An 18,825-nucleotide genomic window follows, 5' to 3' on the forward strand; every position below is an offset into this window, starting at 1 on the left:
TTAGGTTTACAGAAATCGACTGCCAGAAATGCGCGCTACGGTGTAAGTTCATTGCCGCATACGGACTCGCGAGCACGTGCCATGGACAGCTACCAGCCCTACCCGATCCGCCGCGACGCGGTGCTGTGCAGCCTGGCCGCACTTCCTGACGGCGGCCTGCGCGTGGTGCTGGATGATCTGCGTCAGGCCGATGCGCCGGGGCAGTGGAAGAATCACACCTTCGTGACCTTCAAGGACTACGCGGTGGGGGAGCTCGATCCGGCGATGCTGCCGAAGGAGGAACTTGAAGCATTCGGTCACTATGTCTTGGTTCGCTTGTTGGCGATAAACGGTTGCCTGCGTGATACGGACGAAGGTCCTGACAGCGATGTCCCTCTCACCGACCAGTAGCGGCAAAGCACCGCCGCGCTGACCGATGGAGGCATCGCCCGGATCGATGCGCAACTGCGTTTCCACTGCGATGGACAGTTCCGAACATCGCCTGCATCGTGGGGAACGCGATGTCGCTGGACCCGCAGCGCCGCCCCAGCATTACCGATGTCTTCTACGCCCAGCGTGTGCGCGAACGGGTTGCGCGCGGTGTACTGGAAGCGCGGGGTGAGAAAGCGCCGGTGGCGGGAGCGCCTGCGCGTCCAGCGATGTACGCACGGGGCAGGCAGTCGGGACGACCCGTATCGGGGCATTTCACCGCATCCTGCAAGGCCTTCAGCCACAGTAGCCGCTGTCCGCCTTCCTCCGCAGCGTCCAAACTGCCCGCATGACCGATCTCCATCGCCTCCGCGGCCGCATCACCGCGCTGGTTCTCAGTGAGGCCTGGCGCCGCCGTGCCGCGCTCTGGGGCGGGGCTGTGGCCGTAGCGCTGGTGGCCATCCTGTTTGCCAAGGCCAGCGACGCGGCCTTCCATCTGTTCCAGCGCATCACCGCGCACTCGCCGTGGTGGGCCCTGCTGCTCACGCCCGGCATCTTCGCGTTGCTGGCCTGGCTGACCAGTGGCGGGCTGAAGCCCACGCGGGGCAGCGGCATTCCGCAGGTCATCGCTGCGTTGGACAAGCCCGATGAGCCGTTCCGGAAAACCAACCTTTCCCCAGCGGTTTCGGCGGGCAAGCTGTTGCTGACCTCGCTGTCCCTGCTCGGTGGCGCGTCCGTTGGTCGCGAGGGCCCGACCGTGCATGTGGGCGCGAGCCTGATGTATCTGTTCGGCCGCTGGTTCGGCTTCAAGGATCCACGCGAACTCTCGCACTTCCTGCTGGCGGGTGGTGCAGCGGGCATCGCCGCGGCATTCAATACACCGCTGGCGGGCATCGTGTTCGCCATCGAGGAGCTCAGTGGCCGTTTCGAACATCGCTTCTCCGGTACCCTGTTGACCGCAGTGATCGTCGGTGGCGTGGTATCGCTCGGTCTGTTGGGCAACTACACCTATTTCGGCCATGTGAGCGCGCGCCTGCCGCTCGGCCAGGGCTGGCTGGCGATCCTGCTGTGCGGCGTAGTGGCCGGGTTGCTGGGCGGATTGTTCGCGCGCGCGGTGCTGGCCAGTGCGGCGGGCCGCCCCCGTTGGCTCGGGCAACTACGGCAGCGGCATCCCGTGTTGCTGGCCGCAGGCTGCGGGCTGGTGGTGGTGCTGCTGGCCCTGGCATTCGGAGAAGGCGCATTCGGCACCGGCTACGAACAGGCGCGCAGCCTGGTGCAGGGGCAGGCGATGGTGGGCCACGAGTTCGGTCTGATGAAGCTGCTGGCGAACCTCGCATCGTACGTAGCCGGTATTCCCGGCGGCCTGTTCTCGCCGGCGCTGGCGGTCGGTGCCGGCCTTGGCCACAACCTGGCCGTACTGATGCCGGGCGTGGACCCGCGCGCGTTCGTGCTGCTGGGCATGTGCGCCTACCTGACCGGCGTCACCCAGGCCCCGCTGACCTCGGCGGTGATCTCGCTGGAGCTGACCGACAGTGGTGATCTGCTGCTGCCGATCCTGGCCACGGTGCTGATCGCGCGCGGCGTGTCCGGGCTGGTGTGCCGCGTGCCGATCTACCGTGGGTTGGCGGAGATGTTGATGGTGCCGAAAACAGAGCCAGCTGATAGGCCTCACTGATTGCCTTGATCAGCAGGACCAATCATCTCGAATCTTCACTCCAGCAGTGAAGCTGATTCCGCGCTGCACCGTCTACCCGATGCCACGCGCGACGCAGAAGATGCATCGACACCGGGGCTGCACCCGGACCCGCATCGAGAGCACCATGATCAACTGCCGTATCCGCAGCCTGGCGGCTGCCCTCCTGGCTCTGACCAGTTCCCCCGCGCTGGCGATGTCCGGCGCGCCCATGCTGCCCAGCGAGCGCAGCATCGGCACCCTCGAACCGGTGGCGCGTTTCGAAGGTGCCATGCCCACCAGCGTGGCGGTATCAGAAACCGGGCGCATCTTCGTCAACTTCCCGCGCTGGGGCGATGACGTGAGCTACAGCGTGGCCGAATGGCGCGACGGCCGCGCCGTTCCCTATCCGGATGCGCGCATCAACAGCGCGGACGGAGCCGACCCGGCTGCACACTTCATCAGCGTGCAGAGCGTGGTGGCCGATGGCCAAGGCCGGCTGTGGGTGTTGGACACTGCAGCGCCCGGATTCTCCGCACCGCAGGCCGGTGGCGCCAAGCTGGTGGCGATCGATCTGGCTACCAATACCGTGGCCAGGACACTGGTGTTCCCGGCCAACGTCATCGACGCGCGCACCTACGTCAACGATGTGCGCTTCGACTTCCGGGTCGGCCGCGAGGGCGTGGCCTACGTGACCGACTCGTCGCTGAGCGGTATCGGCGGCATCATCGTGATCGACCTCGCTACCGGTAGCGCCACCAAGCGCCTGATCGGGCATGTGTCCACGTCAGCCGACCCGACCTTCGTACCGATCGTGGAAGGGCAGCAGATGCGGCTGCGAAACGCGGATGGTTCGACGCAGCCGTTCACCGTGGCCGCCGATGGCATCGCCCTGTCGCCCGATGGCGCCACGCTGTTCTACACGCCCTTGTCCAGCCGTCATCTGTACAGCGTGCCGACCGCGCTGCTGCGCGATCCGAAGGTGAGTGAAGCGGAACTGGCGGCCGCGGTGGTCGACCACGGCGACAAGGGCGCCTCCGATGGCATGGAGATGGACGCCAACGGGCGGTTGTATGCCAGCGACTACGAGCACAACGCGATCCATGCCCGCGACGCGCAGGGGCGATGGACGACCGTGGTTCACGACCCGCGCATCCTGTGGCCGGATACGTTGTCGATGGGGCCGGAAGGCTATCTGTACTTCACCGCCAACCAGCTGCACCGCCAAGCCGGATTCAATGGCGGCGTTGATCGGCGGCAGGCGCCGTACATGGTGTACCGCACGCGGGTGGATGCCGCGCCGGCGCCCACGAGGTGAAGTGATCCGTAAACGGGTAAGGATGCCTACGGGTTGAAGGGCGAGCGTCTGATGGCGCCAGGGCCGGGGTGCGATCACGCTGTAGTGCATGCCGGTCCTGTTCAAGTCCACCCGCCTCCTGCAGGCGGCGCTTCGCGTGCTGCTGCCACTGCGCTGCCTGGTATGCGGCGATCCGGGCCATGATGATCTCGACCTGTGCCGCGCCTGCCTCGCCGGACTCCCCTGGGCCGGCCGCGCCTGCCTGCGTTGCGCGCTGCCGTTGCCGGACGCCGCCCTGATCGTCTGCGGCAGCTGCCGCGAGGAGGCGCCGCCGCAGGCCGCCACACATGCCAGCCTGCTGTACCTTCCTACGCACGTTAGAAATGATTGGCGGCAGAATTCCACAATGTTTGTCGCTGATCTCCTCCGATAGTTGCGGTAGAGTCCAAAAGCTACGTGCCACTCAATTCTAGCTGAGCTCCACCTTTGGAGCGTCGAGTCGCATACTTGGTCCTATATCGGACGCTCTGTATTCCAGGCGCAAATGAAATCCTCCTGCTCACGTGTCTCGATCGCACCAGGTCGAACCTGACGGACTAGGTCCATGGCCTGCATGCCAGTCGCAGCCATCCCAGTTTCCAGTAGCAACATACAAGCAATGGTGCCAGCTCTCCCTAGTCCGCCCTTGCAATGCACCACAACTCGACGTCCACCCAGCAGCTCCTGACAGAGTGCTGGGCCAAGTACCTGCCATTCCTTCAGGAAGATCCTGTCGGGAGCTGCACCATCCACAATTGGAAGCCCATGCCATGCGATGCCTAGAGCTGCTGCTCGCTGAGGCAGCTCCACGATCCTGAGCTCATCGAACTCCCACGGCTCAATGAGGGAAATCAGGTGCGTGGCCCCCCATCTGTGAATCGTACGTAGATCCACGTTGAGATCGCGGTTCCATGTTCCCGTCATCGCCGCCTCCTGATACTTCCCCGGTGCGAATGTCACGCCTATCGCGCCGCCATTACTTCCTACAGCGAGCGTAGCGACATGTAGTGGATGGGAGAGGCTAGTTCTAAACATTACGGCACCCTCGTCGCGGGAAGAAAGAGAGCCGTGATGCAAGCGGGCGATGCAAGGCTTGCTGCGTTGATCCATCAGCTCTGGCATTGTCTCTCGCCAGAGTGGATCGCCGGGACACGGCTTGGGTAAGGTGGTCCCTTTGCGAGCTACATGCAAGAAGTACCAGTAGGCTCACGCCGTGTGCGTATAAGCAAGAACAGATTCGCGTACCAGAAGGCTCACGCTATGGACAGTGAGTGACCCCGGGAGCAAGGTATACGGGTGCACCTTAGCAGAGGCAGAAAATGAAGCCGACCATCTTGGCGTTAGACCTTGAAGGAACGCTTATCTCCAATGCGATAAGCCAGATTCCAAGGCCAGGCCTCCACCAGTTCTTGGAAGATGTTCAATCGCAATTCAGTCAGTTGATGATGTTCACGACTGTGTCGGAGGAGCGCTTTCGGAGCATTGCCAATCTACTGGGTCGGGAGGGCAGTGCCCCCGATTGGTTCGCAGGTCTGCACTACGTTCACTGGACGGGAAAGACAAAGGACCTCCGTCTTGTAACGCCTTGCCTAGGCGAGGCGTTGCTGCTCGATGATCATGGTCCGTACGTACACCCTGGACAAGAGCATCTCTGGGTTCAGATTCCGCTGTTTGGATCTCCCTATTCGCCTGACGACGATGGTTTCAGGGTTGCACGTCGACGATTGGTCGAACGGACCAGAACGGAAAACACCTTGGCCCCGCACCATCAAAAGGGGGCAGCTCGGCCAGGCCGGTTCTAACAGGGATTAGCACGGCTTGGGAGCCCCATGAGAACGGTACAATGAGAAAGCCCAATGAAAGAAGCGTGGCCGGCATTGCGGCGCCAGCACTACGGGTGTTCATGGAAATTGCAGAAGCTTGGAATCTAACCCATCAAGAACAGGCGGGTATTCTTGGAGTACCTGTGAGCGTCGCGCAGACACGATTGGAGGCGTTCGAGGTGAATGACCTCCTGCCAGAGACGCTAGAACGGATCAGCTATCTGCTCGGCATCTATTGCGCGTTGCACACGTTGTTCCCTAATGAGCAGCAAGCAAATACTTGGGTACGCCGTCCAAACACCGGTGCTCCGTTCAAAGGAGACACAGCGTTACGCTTGATGTGTGCGGGTCGAATCGGCGCACTTGCCACTGTTCGTGAGTACCTGGAGGCTCAAGGGATTTCCGCCCCCTGAAATTTCCTATATCAGCCTACAGAAGGGACGCTGGAGAAGTAGGCACAAAACCAACCCTCATCTTGCCTTTCCGAACTCCTTCCAAGCAGCGTTCAGATCTCGGGCAGGGTCTGACGGGAGCGGACGCCGAACATAAGGAAGTGCGCCTGCTATGAGGTCGCCAAGTGAAAAATGTGCAGCACTCATCGTGCCGATCAAATTTGGATGGTCATGTCATCTGCCATCTTTCGCTGATGATCTGCCGCAGTCGGCCAAGCTCAGCGAGCGTGGCGTGACGGCGTCTACAGAGATAGAGCGAAATGGGATCAACCTGAGTGGTATGCGGACTCAACCTCGCTGGGCAGCGATTCCATATCTCAACTTCGGCGAATGAACCTGCGTCATAAGGCGAGAGACCACTTTCCATTGACCGCAAAAGACGTTGGTGTATTGCAAGGTGACGCGGCTGCTCGTCCTGACTGCACTCCCTCCAAGAGAGAGCGGCCTCACCCGCGACGCGCATCTGTCCGAGGCGCGCCACGGAGCGCGTGGGGACACGTATCACTTCGATGACCGGAGTCGACAGCATTGGCTCTACTCTCGCCCAAGTGACACTGCACTCATCCATCTCGACATGAGACCTTGCTCTGATGCGATCTACTGCGCCAACTCCGGCAAGAACTAGCTCGTGGCTGACACAGCCGAGCTGCTTCAGCGGAATTGCGAGTTCAGCTAACGTCCCGGAAATCTCATAGCGGCACCTGCCGTTGTTGAGCGCATGAGTAAGCACGGCCTGTGTCGCGACCGACAGCTTGGCACTGGGAAGGACGGCGGGAGTTCTTGCGGCAGTGTTGATGCTCAGATTTGGGATGAAGATCTCTCGATCTATGATGATGTAGGACAGTCCGGCAGACATCAATGCCACCCGCTCCGCGCTCACAAGATTCTCAGCGGAGACGGTCACTATGTCGTACAGCCCTGATGTTCGGTAGGCCAGGTGCATGGCTACTATCCAGTCCAGCTTGCACCCACCGCGCGAGCAGGCCAGAAGTACGCGCATTCCGCGCATCTCAAACTCAAGGAAGCTGAAGCTCTTACTGAGGATCTCGTCCTGATCCAATGAATGGATTGAAGGCTTGGAAACTTCACTAATCTCACCGATCCTTGCAAGTGCAGAGAAGGCACGCTTCGAGATGCTGCTCGGAAGGTGGGACATGATTTCTACTCCATTGAGCCTTGTTGGACTAAGGATGGGGCCAGTGCGCTGAGGTTTGGCAGTCTAAGGAGTTCGGGCGGTGCGCCTTCGCCTACATTGACGAAGCAGCGTGCAAGCTGATCCGTGGCTCATGTCGAGCTCGTCCTCGAGCATGCTCCGCACTTCTCCATCGGTGAGGTATGGGAGTTTCCCTTCTAGCTCAAGACGCTCAATTAGCGCCATGCCCGTCTCTCGCCGTAGCATCAGTTGCGCCTGTCGTCTAACTTTCCCCACGTAGCTCTGAGCAAGGTCTGGGAACTCAAGTCGGAACGAGAAGCTGCGCAGGTGAAACAGTGTAGAGATCTCAGCGAGTGTTGGGATGCGGATTCCATCAGGGGCAGCAAGTCCCCTCTCCATTAGTGCGCGAACGTCATCAATGATCTCGTTGTAACTACGCCCTTCGAAGGGAACCCCTTTGCCTGGGGAGGCCAGAGCCAGTCCGAAGGACGCTTTTGCAGCAAGCTCAGGCTCAGTCGCAAGCTGCGCGATCGAGACTTGGTGTCGCACGGAAATATCGATCAAGTTGCTCAATGTCGAGGAGTTCTTCACTCCCCGAGAAGAAACTTTCTCCTTCATCTTGCGCCTGTCAATTCGGTGCAAAGGTGCACACATCGCATTCAACGTGCGATAGAACCGGGGGACAACATCGGGGGCGATACTGGAGATGTCTCCGGATGCAATAGCGGAAACCAGCTCTACGCACTCCTGCTCTCCGTAGTGGGGATGCAAGTCCGGCTGGATGAGACTCCTATCACCAACGAGAAACGAACTGCATGAGTAGCAATGGTCAAGGCCGAGCCTCATGTTGTGGTACTTCTGAGGCTGGAAGCAGGATGGGCAGCTGGCGCGAAGCCGCACCCGATGGAATGGACATCTTTCGATGTAGCTGATGGTCCAGATCAGCCGGTCATGTGCGCCGATATGGTGTCTCGCATCTTCCAACAAGCACATCTCGCACCAGGTGCGTAGACGCGCGATGTTCTTTGTTCCAGCACGCACGCTCCGGCTCGTCCTGGGGAGGTGTGACGGAAGCGCGAACAGCGTGAGCCGGTTGAGATCGGCTCTGCCAAGCCCCCGTTCTAGGAGATCCGAAACTCCCCTTACCCACTGACCTGAGCCATTCAGCCCATTGCCCGTGTAGAGTCTGGATTCGCCGTCAGCGGCGGCGTCGGGATCGAAGGCGCCCCGTAGCGCTCGGAGGAGTTGCGAGCTGCCATAGCCGTGAAGAATCGCCACTCTGGAGTAAAAGGAAGAGAGCGACTCGGTCTCTACAGTTCCAAACGATAAGGGTTGGACAGGTAGCAAGAAGGTGTTCATCAGTCAGCCTCCTGGGACTCGTGCAGGCTTTCGCTGGAATGGACGACTTCCGGCGAGTCGCTTCTTACGTGTTGGGCTGGTGCTGCTCATTGTGCCCTCAGCGCGCATTGCGGAGCGGCCGCCTTCGGGGGTCGAGTCGATGTGAGGTGCCCCAGGCGTGATTACATCGGAAACCTGAGCAAGGGCGGCCTTGCCAAGCTCGATGTCCTTCGCGATCGTGGACCATTCGGCTTGCACCGGCTTGACTGCGCGAATCATCTTAGCGGTGATGCTTTCGTTACAGGCGGCTGCGAAGGCAATCACCTGCTGGAGACGTTTGTCTAGAACACCAATGCATCCATGGCATTGGATGTAAAGTTCGCGACTGCACGCTCTCAGTGCGCCACTCTCACCGATACCATGGGGGTTCGCCTTCTCAATAGCTTTGATGATGCTCTGCCAAGCGCCATAGTCAGCCTCGCCCTCATAGGGGGCCAGATGGACAATCGTGACTCTCGCGGCGAGGTGCGCTCTGTGGGCTAGCAGTGGACCAAGTAGCTCATATCCCCCGGTAAGGACGAGGTTCTGTCCTGGCCCTGACAGTACTTTCAGGGCCTCCAAAAGCGTGGCTCCGAACTCCTCGTTCTTCGTGCGTGCAATGCTCTGTGCGTCATCCAGCAGTACGAATTCGATCCTGCTGATGGAGAACAGGTTCCTGAGCAGCTTTAGGTGGTCGGCCTCAGTCTTGGATCCAGCACTTCCGCGATGGCGCGACTGCTCTAGCTTCACCGGATCGTAAAGAGGATGGCGAGCATCACCGAGAAGCATCTGAATCACGTACTTCGGCGTTACGCGAGAATCATTAGAAGGCAGGACGAAAGCGCCAATGATGGGAGTTGACTCTGGCTTTGCCGCTCTGAAGACAACCTCTCGGAGATGCTTGGCTAGCCTCAGGAGAAGAAGAGACTTCCCGCTGTTTGACGGGCCAATGATCGCAATGATGTTTCCTCCGCCGATGTTCTCGCAAAATGTTCTAAGGAACACCTCTGTCGCTATGAAGTTGCGATGCCCGACCACTCCGATGAGTCTTGGTGTGATGCGATCAAGATCGCGCTCGAATGACGTTGGCTCTGCTGTCATGAGGCACCTGTCGCAGGATCCACAGGTGCCGGCTGGACGTCATCCCAGCCATCGTCCACACACAGGCTGGATGTGCAGGTCGGAGGAAGCTCTTCACTGTCGACCAAGCCTTGTCTGGACTGTTCCGCGAGCTCCGAACTCTTGCCTGCCATTACAGAGCCTTCAGTGGGAACGAAGTCATCAGCCCGCGCCGCCTGATCGTATGCTCTCTGCTCCAGCTCTATCGCCCTGTGCATTGGATGTATCCCTCTTTCCGACGAGGGCCTGGTGGCGAATGGTGCAGTTCCGGAGAGAAGTTCGTCGCTGATGCCTGTGCGAAGACTGTGCTTCCGACAGACTGCCCTATGCCAAGCTTTATCGAGATAGAAGTAGATGACATTGCCGTCACTCTCTGGGTCCAGTCGAGGTGAGAGGTTCGCAACCGCGATGGATTTCGAGATAAGGACCGTCGAGGTGAAGTAGCGCTGATCCCAGCGGATGGCGCCCCGAGGGTTGGTGTAGCCGCGGATTTCAATGAAGGGTGAAGTGGTAATGAAGAAATGCAGATCCTTCTTGACCGGAACACCCTGTTCTCCATAGATCTTCTCTAGGTGATGGCGCGTGTCGATGAGGCTTGGCGCACCTTCCCACGCAGTGCCCTGGTTGATCATGTCTATTGCCAAGGAGACTTTCTTGAGAACTCGGCTACGCAGTTGCTTACTCCTGGCCTCAGGGCTATGGCTAGCAGATACGGCGCGGCTGCTCTTTACGTCTACCTTGAAGCCTGTTGCTCCACGAATGGCCGCTTCCTGAACTAGGTTATGTCTACGCTCAACCTGACTCCCACTTTTCGGGTGTGCGGCTCCTCGCTGGAGGAAGTTGATCTTGAGATCCCAAAGGGATAACTGGAAGGCATCACTGCGGAAGTCGCTACCGCCGTCGGAGTAGATCGTCCTAGGAAGCCGTCCATGCCTGCGGACGCAATCGCGCAGGAGTAGAGCGTTTGTAGTCGAACTTGGCGGTGAGAACAGAATTAACCATGCGAGTACTTCCTCCTTCACTTGGTCAACTAGCATGCTGAGGATCGCGTCGCCCTTCATCTCGCAGGCCACGGGCAAAGTGCAGTGATCTACTTGGGCGATCTGGAATGGCATGACGGCAAGTGGAGCTTGTTTCTCAGTGGCCACACGCCCCGCGTCCGCATTGGCAGCTCGTTTACCTCCAGCCCTTAGTGCGTCGATCCTGTTATGATCGCGTAAGTGCCATAGCCGGTTGTAGGACGCCTTGGACATTGGATGAAGCCCATGCGGCCCTGCGCTCATGCGATCCACTGTCACGCAGTAGCTCGCATAGGACTTCTCAATCGTCACCCCATTCCCTGACGATCGATCAGACGCTATTTGGCAAAGTGCGATGTCAAGATTGGCATCCGTAATCGAGCGGGGGCGGCCGGCGTTCTCTGATCTTGGCGCGAGTCCTGCTAGTCCATGATCTCTATAGCGCGCGCGCCAGCGCTGAACAGTTCGTTCGCTAACCTCAGCTGATTCGGGAAACAGGGCCAAGGCCTGTCCATTGATGACGGCAAGCCGGAATCCAATTTTCTCAAGGTATCGCGGATTGAACAGCTGCTCGGCCTCGCCGAGGCCTCTCTGCAGCACGTGATCCCTCTGCTCGATCGCAATGCCAATCTTTGTAGCCCGGTCAAGGGTTGAGCAGATTGTGGAGGAGTCGGGCTCCCACAGACAGCACCGGGAGAGATCCACGTATACCTTCTGCAGCAGAATGGCCTGGAGTACCGGCAGTCCGCTCGCCAGACCGCAATGGTTCATTACCCCTTCAATGGACACCGGCTGCCTGCGATGAACCGCACGTTGCACTGCTTTGATCGCCGCCTGATCGGCATCGGTGATGGGGTGGGGGACGGGTTCCAACAGAGAGAGGTTACGGGCGAGAATCCAGGGGATTGTCTCAGTCGGAACAACTTCGTGGTCGATACCGATGGATCCGAAGTGGTCATCGGCGGGGCCGAAGGAAAATCTTCCATCGCGGAACGTCCAAAGGTCTGGACGACGTTGGTGGTTTTTCAGGAGTGCCTGTAAGGGCTTAACTTCAATCGCGACCACTCTGTCAGACATGACCAATAGGTAGTCTGGCGTATACCTACGTGGCTGTCGGCGACCAATTGAGTCGGCGAAGGTCATCGCGACAGTGCTGGGCTGATCCAAGAGGATCAACGTAGACGGATTGCAGGACACGATCTCCGCAAAGGCCATCTCACCATCTGACTCGGTCTGAACACGCGCTTCAGAGTCCTCTGAGAGAAAGCTCCCCTGGACGTAGCCATGGCGTTCGCCAATTCGGTTTGTTCCGTGCGAGTTTCCGACCTTTCTGGCAGGGGGGAGGAGGATGGCCGAGATCAGATACTCGATCCCAGGAGGAGTCACACCAAGAGATTTTGCGTGGCGCTCAACTTCCTCTTGTGGCAATGGGGCAATGTGGCGTTCACGCGTGCGGGGCGTGAAAGCTGGGGTCCACACCAGCAGATCGGAGCGCACCAGGTCCTCCGGTCTTACTGAGGGTGTCGTCCCTTCGCCCTCCCCGGCCTGATCGGCTTGTCGCGGTACATTTAACTTGCCCATTTTCTAGGCGCAAAGCAAAGCCGTCCCGCCTTGACGGGCACCCAAGAAGATCCTATCTTGAGCTCGTCTAGCCTCCAAAGCAGACAAGCCCAGTTGTAGGCGAAGCCCGTGCCCCTAAGCACGGGCTTTGCTTTTCAGGTTTGGCCTAATTCAGTGCGCAGCCTCCTGTGTCGGTTGCCGTACTTGTGGTCACGCTGACCTGCCAAAGTGACGGAAGAGCCAATGGGCCAGATCGACAGATCTCACCACGCGGGCTCTTCTCCCTGGGATCTGAATGCACTCCATGCCTAGCCTGTCGCCGGCGGCCGCTCGGCGCGCAGCTCCCCGCGACGGATAGCCCAGTGCCTGCCAAGCGTCAGCCACTGCCACGAAGAGGCCGTGATCCATCGTGATTTGCTCTGCCAGATCGTCTTCGCTGGTTGCGCGAAGGGCCAGCAACTGGATTGAACTGTGCATCGGGAGAACCTAAACGATTTCCCGCGGATAGCAAAGATCAGTGGCGCAGGTTCCGCATGCTTTGCTGATGAGCATCCATCTGAGGCTTGCGACAGAAATTTTGACTTCCCGACGAATCAGGAAGTTGCGAGGGCTTAAGGTGTGTTACGAAAGCACGTTTGCGGATCGCAACTTCGATGTAGTGATGCGCGATTTCTCACGGGCGAGGTCGAATGTGCGCAAACTTAACGTTGCTGCCTTCACGACCGCACGCTTCAGAGATGTTTCCCCGGGGAAACATTGGGATGCTCCGCGCGCGGCGTGGGCCAACTTTTTTTCCCTGTGGAAACAGCATTCAAGTTGCCCACTGCGCCCTTGGTAGCACGCTTGTCGGGCCTCCGACTCCGATAACCCCCTTTCGAACTAACCAAAGTCTGTGTGCGCCAGCACTAGGCTGCGTCCAAATGCCAGTTATGCTCCAAGCGCCAGGAGTCGTCCGAAGACGATCGTGCTGTGCGGCACTATCGTGATCCGCTGCGGCGTGGATCATGGGTCTGTGCCTGATGAAATGAGACTGGGCACACCAGGATGTTCGACGAAGCAGCTTTGGAAGAGTCGTGCTCGATCAGAGGTCAGGAGTGTCGATCGTAGATGAGTGCGCTCACGTCCACGCTGGGATAGACGTGATAGAGCGGATGCGATCGATAATCACGCGTTGGTCTACTGGTGGTACTTGTGCGGTCGCCCCCTCGGGCGACGTAACCTTTCCTCGCCTTCTGCTACTAGCCCAGCCGCAGTGTCAGCGCGCCCGAATGAGAAATCTCAATATCTTTCAAGTTTTTACCTGACAACCTTGTATCGCTAAGGATAGGGCCGGGCTTGATCTCGTTACCAAAAACTCTCTCGAATATTCCCGCCTTGACGATGCGACTCTTGGATTGGTCGCCATGCTGGACGAAAATGTAGGAAAGCGCGAAGTTTCCAAATACGTCAGCCAATTGGATGGCGCGCGATTTGGCGTCGCTCAACGCGCGAATGCCGCCAGTGCCGAGTCTGGGTGAGCCTTGAAACCGTTGTTTTCTATGCGCCTCGTATGCCCAGCGCAGAAGATTGGCTACCGGCACGGATCGTCCATTGATCAAGACTGTTTTCAGCGAGAGCTTCTTGGAAATATCATCTGAATCTATCTCAATGTCGATAGCTTCCAGATTTGATGACGCTGTAAGTCGCTGGAAAGTGATAAGGCCGGGGAAGAGGTGCTGGGCTATCGCTAGCGCATCGCTATCATTCACGTCCGCGCCTCCCAGTCCCCCGGAAACTAGTCGGTTTGAGAAATCAATGAACGTACTCTTCCAGGAGAGATTAAGAAGCGTAAATGTTAGAGATGAGTTCTGATGTTTAATCAGCTCATCCCGTGCTGCAGAAAGAAAAGTCTCATACTGCGACTCTTGTGCCTTCTTGAATTTCTTCCCGTGAAAATTTTTGACGTCACAACTTGAAACGGCGCGATCAATTGCTGAGATGGCGATGTCAGGCAGGATGGCGTAAGTCCAGCCTTCTGACATTTGAGTTTCAGAACCTACTTCATCGACACCCGCAATCCAGTTCATATTCCGTCACGCTTGACTTACATGCTCTTATTGTATATGAAAATTCGCTATCGACTGCCTGGTGATTCCCGCATGCTCTGATTTCAGAAGCAGAGATCAGGGGAGTCCAAGTCGCACTGCAGTGGCCTTGATCGCCATCGGTTGGGCTAGGGCAGCTGGTGCCAAGTGCTCCGCATCTTCCTTGGTCGTTCGACGTCGTATTCCCGCCATCAGGTTTCGATCTCGGTGCCGGCGTGCAGTACTGTCCGGAATGATTGCTCGTTGAGGCATTCGTCGCAGAGGCGGTCGTTGAAGCTCTTGTTGTGGTTGTCTGATTCGGTTTTCATAGTTGGATCAAGCTCAACCTCTGTCACGATTCACATTGAACGCGACTGGTTCATAAATTGCGCGACTGGCAGTTAGATTGCGCATATCAAACCCCTAGCCCCCGCCTCTATAGTTTTAAGCACTTAGGCGCCCTGGGCTTGCCCTCTAGAACTGAATTACCTCCGATATGAGTAGCGGCTACCCAGTGCCTGGGACCGGCGTAGGATCTGGCGCCCCTTTTGGAAGCCGCCCCAAGGACCGGCCGCCTCGACCAAAGACATCGCTCTCTGTAGCTATACTCGCGCCAGCATGGGTCGCTCGGGGGCGTAACAATGGGACGGGCAAAGCACGAATGGATGGAGGATCAAGAGAGAGGCTGGAGCTCCATCGAGGGGAGCACCTGCGAGGATTGCCTGAATCAGGCAGATATCTGGCGACTGTCGAAGGCCAACATTTGCCAAGGCGAGTGCGACTACTGTGATAAGTGCAGCATCCCTGTTCTTGCTGTCGAACACGTTCAAGAACACCTCTACGAAGTGGTGGGAAAGTACTACGCCGAGCCTGCAAATGCGGGTACTCCCTGGATGGACGGAGGGTGGATCGTTCCCACCCTGGACACGGACGATGTTCTGGACGTGCTCGGCTTCTATCCGGCCGACGCGCTGCGTGAGGATATTGTCGAGGCTGATGTCACTGGATGCTGGGTTGAAGCTGCGCGCGGGCATTGGGCGGATGTCCAGGACGAGGAACTCATGCTCCACTCCTGGAAGAGCTTCTCCTATGCGGTGAAGCATCAGACTCGATTCAACTTCCGAAATGTTCGTACGGATACGGACTCGCAGGAGATACCCGTCGCCGACATGCTGGAAGTCGTCGGTGTGGAAATAAGCTCCTTGATCAGGCCGCTCGATACCGGAACGGAACTGTACAGGGCAAGGTATCTCCCGGCTGACGGATCCATGGAGGTATCAGGGTCGACCCTAGGGCCGCCTCCGAAAGAGCGGGCCACGGCCGGCCGTATGAACCCTGCAGGGATCCCATACTTCTATGCCGCGTTCGATGCGAGAACCGCCCTTGCGGAGATCGGCGCGGCCCCCGAAGGCACGTTGCCCGCGACCGCGGTCTTCCGTACCGATCGACTGCTTAACGTTGTGGACTTGGTGGAGCTTCCCCGAGCGCCCTCCGTCTTTGCAACTGACCTAAGGTCTGAGCGCATCAGGGCGCTGTTCTTGACCGGCTTCGTGACGGCAATCACACAGCCTGTCGATAAGGATGGCAGAGAACATATTGACTATGTCCCCTCACAGATCGTTTGTGAGTACGTAGCTCAGTCTTTTTCCCGAGACGATGGCGTTTCCATCGACGGACTAATCTTCCCAAGTGCGGCCCACCCAGGCGGAGTGAATCTGGTAATTTTCCCGTCAGGGAGCCCCTTCCAGCACAATCGATTCAAGGCTATCTCTTTCAGTAGTGCCGTGTCGATGTGAAGGCGCTGTTCCAACCCACCGCTTGGGTGGGATCCACTAGCCCTGCTTGGCAATGGCCTTCTTCCTGCGGGCTTAGACTTTCTGGCAACGATCTCGATTGATCGGCTTCTATCGCGCCAAGGTTGCCGCAGGTGGCACCATGCTCGAGTACGCCATCCTCGTGACTCAAACCACTGCGCTCAAGTGGCTGAACCTGGACAACACCCGACCGGCCCGGTCATTGCCGTCTAATGGTAGTGTCGATGGTTGACGTTGGAGCCACACGCATAGCAACGCCGATAGGCACCTCCCATCCGGGCACGGCCGGCACGCTCGGGGCCGAGCGGCCCACCGCAATGAGAGCAGTCATGGCCCGCACCACGCTGCCACCTGTGCAGCCGGTAGGTAGCCATCCCCATCAGCACCAGGCTTGCGGCCACAAGGCCGACAGGCACCAAGCTGGCCATGGACTTCAGGCCAGCCAGCAGAGGGTTTTGAGGCCAAGCTGACAGCATGGCTACACATAGCGCAGCCAGCACCAGCAGCGACGCAGATAGACCGTACGCTCGCACCACCACCCAGTTTCCTCGTTCCATGATCCCCGCCTATCTCGTGGTTGACTGAGCGATCATGAGCATCAGGCGTCGCACAGCGTGAGATTGAACCGGCATCAGGATCGTCAGTCCAGGTTGACCATCCGCCGGCAGAGAGTGCAAGGCGCACGGAGCTTCCTCGATGCCATGCCCACAAAAGGTCGACCCCCATCCGAGGCATCAACCTTAGGAAGTGGCCAGCCTGTGGGCTGCGCCTGTGGGGAATCGCCCTACAGTCTCTGAAAGCCCAAATCTCTACCATCAGAGACTCACTCTGGAACAGGAAAGTGCGACTGCATGGGTACACCTTATGAAAACCAGATCCTGGGCGCGTTCGTCTTCGCCCTGGGTGTTGAATGCGGAAAGGCCGGTGTGTTCATGCCGGCCAATCTATTCCAGCAAACCCCGTTGGACGGGACGTTCGGTGACCTCGTGGTCGGCGCGGAATGGTGCCTGGCCTTGGAGTTTAAACGAGAGGAAGGAACCATCGACTCGGAGAAAGGGAAATGGAGCAAGGAAGCGCTGCAGGCCTTTGAGGGCGACACGCTGCTTAAGGTCGCCTCCCGCAGGGCCCACATGCTGTGTTTCAGCCGGCCAACGTCCGATGGAATTGATCTGTTCGCTATGGTCTACGCATCCGCGTTGGGCTTGGATAAGTCCAAGGTTGAGATGGAGTGCCATCGTCTTATCCAAGCTCTCGTGCATCTGGTCGGCGACGAATCTCCAGAAGCCAAAGAGAAGATTGGCCTGCCGCCCCGCGAGCTTGAGGCGTACCTGCGCAAACTTGCCTCGTACCGCAGACAAGGCGGAGGTGGAAGGGATGCGACCTGGCTTGCCGTGGCCAAAAGCGGCGATAGCTTCAAGATCCGGACGAGTTCTTCGCTGGAGCAACTTCTGGAACCTCTTCAACAACGTGCCCGATCTCCTTCTGAGCAGCAAGACCACAGCGTCTGGCGTGGACCGACGCTTAGAAGTCGAGACGATGACGAGCACGAACGGTGATACATAGAAAATGATGTCGCGCCCGTTTCTTCCACAGGATGCACTCAATGAGTGCATGGCTGCCATATGGAACAGTCTCAATCGAGTGCTGGGACACGAACACTCGCGATCGTGCGTAGAGCATAGCGACGCAGAACTCCTCGCCGGACAGCTAGCAGAATCAGATGTGCTCTAGTCGCAAGCCATTGGAGATGATTAGAACCTTCTCGCGGTTCAGTTCGCCCGTCAGCTTCCATAGCTGAATCAGAAGCGATGCGGCTCGAAGCTGCTCGATGCGGGTGTTGATTGCGGCACTCTGCGACTCGAGTCGGGCGGCCGTTAGATCTCCAAGTGAGTGTTCTCCAGCGGTCATTCCCGCGACTGCACCACGCTCCATTTCCTGCGTAGCCGCCTCAAGCTTCTGCAGAACGTCAACTCTTCGGAGCCCAGCGACAGCGTTGGACGGGAAGCCTGCCGCCACGTTCCCGCGACGTCGACGTTCGTAGCGGGGAGCCATGCCATCAAGAAGCTGGAAGCTCAGCTGCAGGTGCCGTTGTTTGCTCGCCGCACGAGAGAGGTGAGCCTAAGTGCTCAGGGCGAGTGGCTCTTGGCCCATGTGCAGCGGGGCTTGGCCGAACTTCGACAGGGCATTGCCCTGGTGTCCGACAGCCCTCCGGCCCCACTTCGGCTGCACACTGCCCCAAGCTTTGCGACGCAATGGCTGATTCCGCGCCTGGCCGGATTCGTCAGCACCCACCCCGGCATCGACCTTCGCTTTTCAGCCAGCACCGATTACGCACAGTTCGACAACGACGACTACGATCTGGACATCGTTTACGGAGAGGAGTCGCTGCACATTGAGCACCGCCTGCCACTCTTGATTGAGGAGGTCACTCCGCTGTGCAGTCCCGAAGTGGCAAAGGAAATCTCGTCGATGGCCGATCTCTATCGACTTCCCCTGATCCAGAGCACAGGCAAGTCGGTCCGCTGGCCACACTGGTTTGAATTGAACGGTGCCAGGACCCCAACGTTAAGCGGGCTGGGCTTCGACCGAAGCTCCATGGCGATCGTCGCGGCTACCGATGGGCTGGGCGTAGTGCTCGAATCGAACTTGTTGACCGAACGAGAGCGCCGAGAGGGACGACTCGTCGCCCCGCTGGCGGACCAGACCCTCTCCATCCGCTACGTAGGCCATCATCTGGTGCAGTCCCGCAGGGCCAATCAACCCGCTGCTATGGACCAGTTCAAACTTTGGCTCCTTAAGGAACTGAGTGCAGCCGCACAGTAACTCCGAGAGGTACCGCTAAGTACTGCGCCGTCCAATCAGCCGCGGAGAAGTCTCTCCAATCCTTCCGCAACGCCTATTGCAGGTAATTGAAGGCGTTGAAGATCGCCAAGCACTTTGACCTGCGGAGCCGGAGCCGGAGGCGGCGAGGCGGGGTGGGTAACACAACTCGATTACCTCATGGCTTTTAACGGCCTGGAGCGATAATT

General features: G+C 58.7%; 14 protein-coding genes and 1 pseudogene. 9 read left to right on the forward strand and 6 right to left on the reverse strand.

The annotated features are described in order from the left end of the window. The first annotated feature begins 81 nt into the window (after window positions 1-81). The 4 genes and pseudogenes from ACM0O9_RS14175 to ACM0O9_RS14190 form a co-directional block, all read left to right on the forward strand. Window positions 82-390, forward strand: coding sequence for a hypothetical protein (locus ACM0O9_RS14175; protein ID WP_235648994.1), 309 nt, complete (start codon window positions 82-84; stop codon window positions 388-390). 367 nt (window positions 391-757) lie between these two features. Then, complete coding sequence (locus tag ACM0O9_RS14180) at window positions 758-2,083, forward strand: chloride channel protein (protein WP_414603650.1); 1,326 nt, start codon at window positions 758-760, stop codon at window positions 2,081-2,083. A gap of 145 nt (window positions 2,084-2,228) precedes the next feature. After that, window positions 2,229-3,398: an L-dopachrome tautomerase-related protein gene (locus ACM0O9_RS14185; protein ID WP_414603651.1), complete on the forward strand. Its 1,170-nt coding sequence runs from the start codon at window positions 2,229-2,231 to the stop codon at window positions 3,396-3,398. A gap of 88 nt (window positions 3,399-3,486) precedes the next feature. Continuing rightward, window positions 3,487-3,747: pseudogene (locus tag ACM0O9_RS14190) on the forward strand (double zinc ribbon domain-containing protein); the annotation flags it as partial. Window positions 3,748-3,890: 143 nt separating this feature from the next. Here the strand turns inward: ACM0O9_RS14190 and ACM0O9_RS14195 are convergent. Further along, window positions 3,891-4,538 carry a cyclin-dependent kinase inhibitor 3 family protein gene (locus ACM0O9_RS14195; RefSeq protein ID WP_414603652.1) on the reverse strand — a complete coding sequence of 216 codons (648 nt, stop codon included), beginning with the start codon at window positions 4,536-4,538 and terminating at the stop codon, window positions 3,891-3,893. 197 nt (window positions 4,539-4,735) lie between these two features. On the opposite strand from ACM0O9_RS14195, the gene ACM0O9_RS14200 reads away from it, so the two are divergent. Beyond that, complete coding sequence (locus tag ACM0O9_RS14200; RefSeq protein WP_414603653.1) at window positions 4,736-5,218, forward strand: NIF family HAD-type phosphatase; 483 nt, start codon at window positions 4,736-4,738, stop codon at window positions 5,216-5,218. A 41-nt stretch (window positions 5,219-5,259) separates the two neighbouring features. Next, window positions 5,260-5,652, forward strand: coding sequence for an antitoxin Xre/MbcA/ParS toxin-binding domain-containing protein (locus ACM0O9_RS14205; protein ID WP_414603654.1), 393 nt, complete (start codon window positions 5,260-5,262; stop codon window positions 5,650-5,652). A 208-nt stretch (window positions 5,653-5,860) separates the two neighbouring features. Here the strand turns inward: ACM0O9_RS14205 and ACM0O9_RS14210 are convergent, their stop codons facing one another. From ACM0O9_RS14210 to ACM0O9_RS14230, 5 genes are all read right to left on the reverse strand, one after another. Further along, on the reverse strand, window positions 5,861-6,847 hold the full coding sequence (locus ACM0O9_RS14210; RefSeq protein ID WP_414603655.1) for a hypothetical protein: 987 nt from the start codon (window positions 6,845-6,847) through the stop codon (window positions 5,861-5,863). 63 nt (window positions 6,848-6,910) lie between these two features. Beyond that, window positions 6,911-8,203 carry a TniQ family protein gene (locus ACM0O9_RS14215; RefSeq protein WP_414603656.1) on the reverse strand — a complete coding sequence of 431 codons (1,293 nt, stop codon included), beginning with the start codon at window positions 8,201-8,203 and terminating at the stop codon, window positions 6,911-6,913. A gap of 3 nt (window positions 8,204-8,206) precedes the next feature. Then, on the reverse strand, window positions 8,207-9,322 hold the full coding sequence (locus tag ACM0O9_RS14220) for an AAA family ATPase (RefSeq protein WP_414603657.1): 1,116 nt from the start codon (window positions 9,320-9,322) through the stop codon (window positions 8,207-8,209). Continuing rightward, window positions 9,319-11,856 (reverse strand): helix-turn-helix domain-containing protein, encoded by a 2,538-nt coding sequence (locus ACM0O9_RS14225; RefSeq protein ID WP_414603658.1) that lies wholly within the window; start codon window positions 11,854-11,856, stop codon window positions 9,319-9,321. Before ACM0O9_RS14225 ends, ACM0O9_RS14220 begins: the two co-directional genes overlap by 4 nt. A 1,301-nt stretch (window positions 11,857-13,157) precedes the next feature. Next, a complete protein-coding gene (locus tag ACM0O9_RS14230) occupies window positions 13,158-13,985 on the reverse strand; it encodes a hypothetical protein (RefSeq protein ID WP_414603659.1) in 828 nt (275 codons plus the stop codon). A gap of 662 nt (window positions 13,986-14,647) precedes the next feature. On the opposite strand from ACM0O9_RS14230, the gene ACM0O9_RS14235 reads away from it, so the two are divergent. The 3 genes from ACM0O9_RS14235 to ACM0O9_RS14245 all read left to right on the forward strand — a co-directional run bounded on the left by ACM0O9_RS14235 (window position 14,648) and on the right by ACM0O9_RS14245 (window position 18,619). After that, a complete protein-coding gene (locus ACM0O9_RS14235; RefSeq protein ID WP_414603660.1) occupies window positions 14,648-15,778 on the forward strand; it encodes a HEPN-associated N-terminal domain-containing protein in 1,131 nt (376 codons plus the stop codon). An 869-nt stretch (window positions 15,779-16,647) separates the two neighbouring features. Further along, window positions 16,648-17,352, forward strand: a complete 705-nt coding sequence (locus ACM0O9_RS14240) for a hypothetical protein (RefSeq protein WP_414603661.1) — start codon at window positions 16,648-16,650, stop codon at window positions 17,350-17,352. A gap of 334 nt (window positions 17,353-17,686) precedes the next feature. Then, window positions 17,687-18,619 (forward strand): LysR substrate-binding domain-containing protein, encoded by a 933-nt coding sequence (locus ACM0O9_RS14245; RefSeq protein ID WP_414603662.1) that lies wholly within the window; start codon window positions 17,687-17,689, stop codon window positions 18,617-18,619. Window positions 18,620-18,825 lie beyond the last annotated feature (206 nt).

This window comes from Stenotrophomonas sp. FR012, from assembly GCF_047520565.2.
GTDB classification, from domain to species: Bacteria; Pseudomonadota; Gammaproteobacteria; order Xanthomonadales; family Xanthomonadaceae; genus Stenotrophomonas; species Stenotrophomonas sepilia.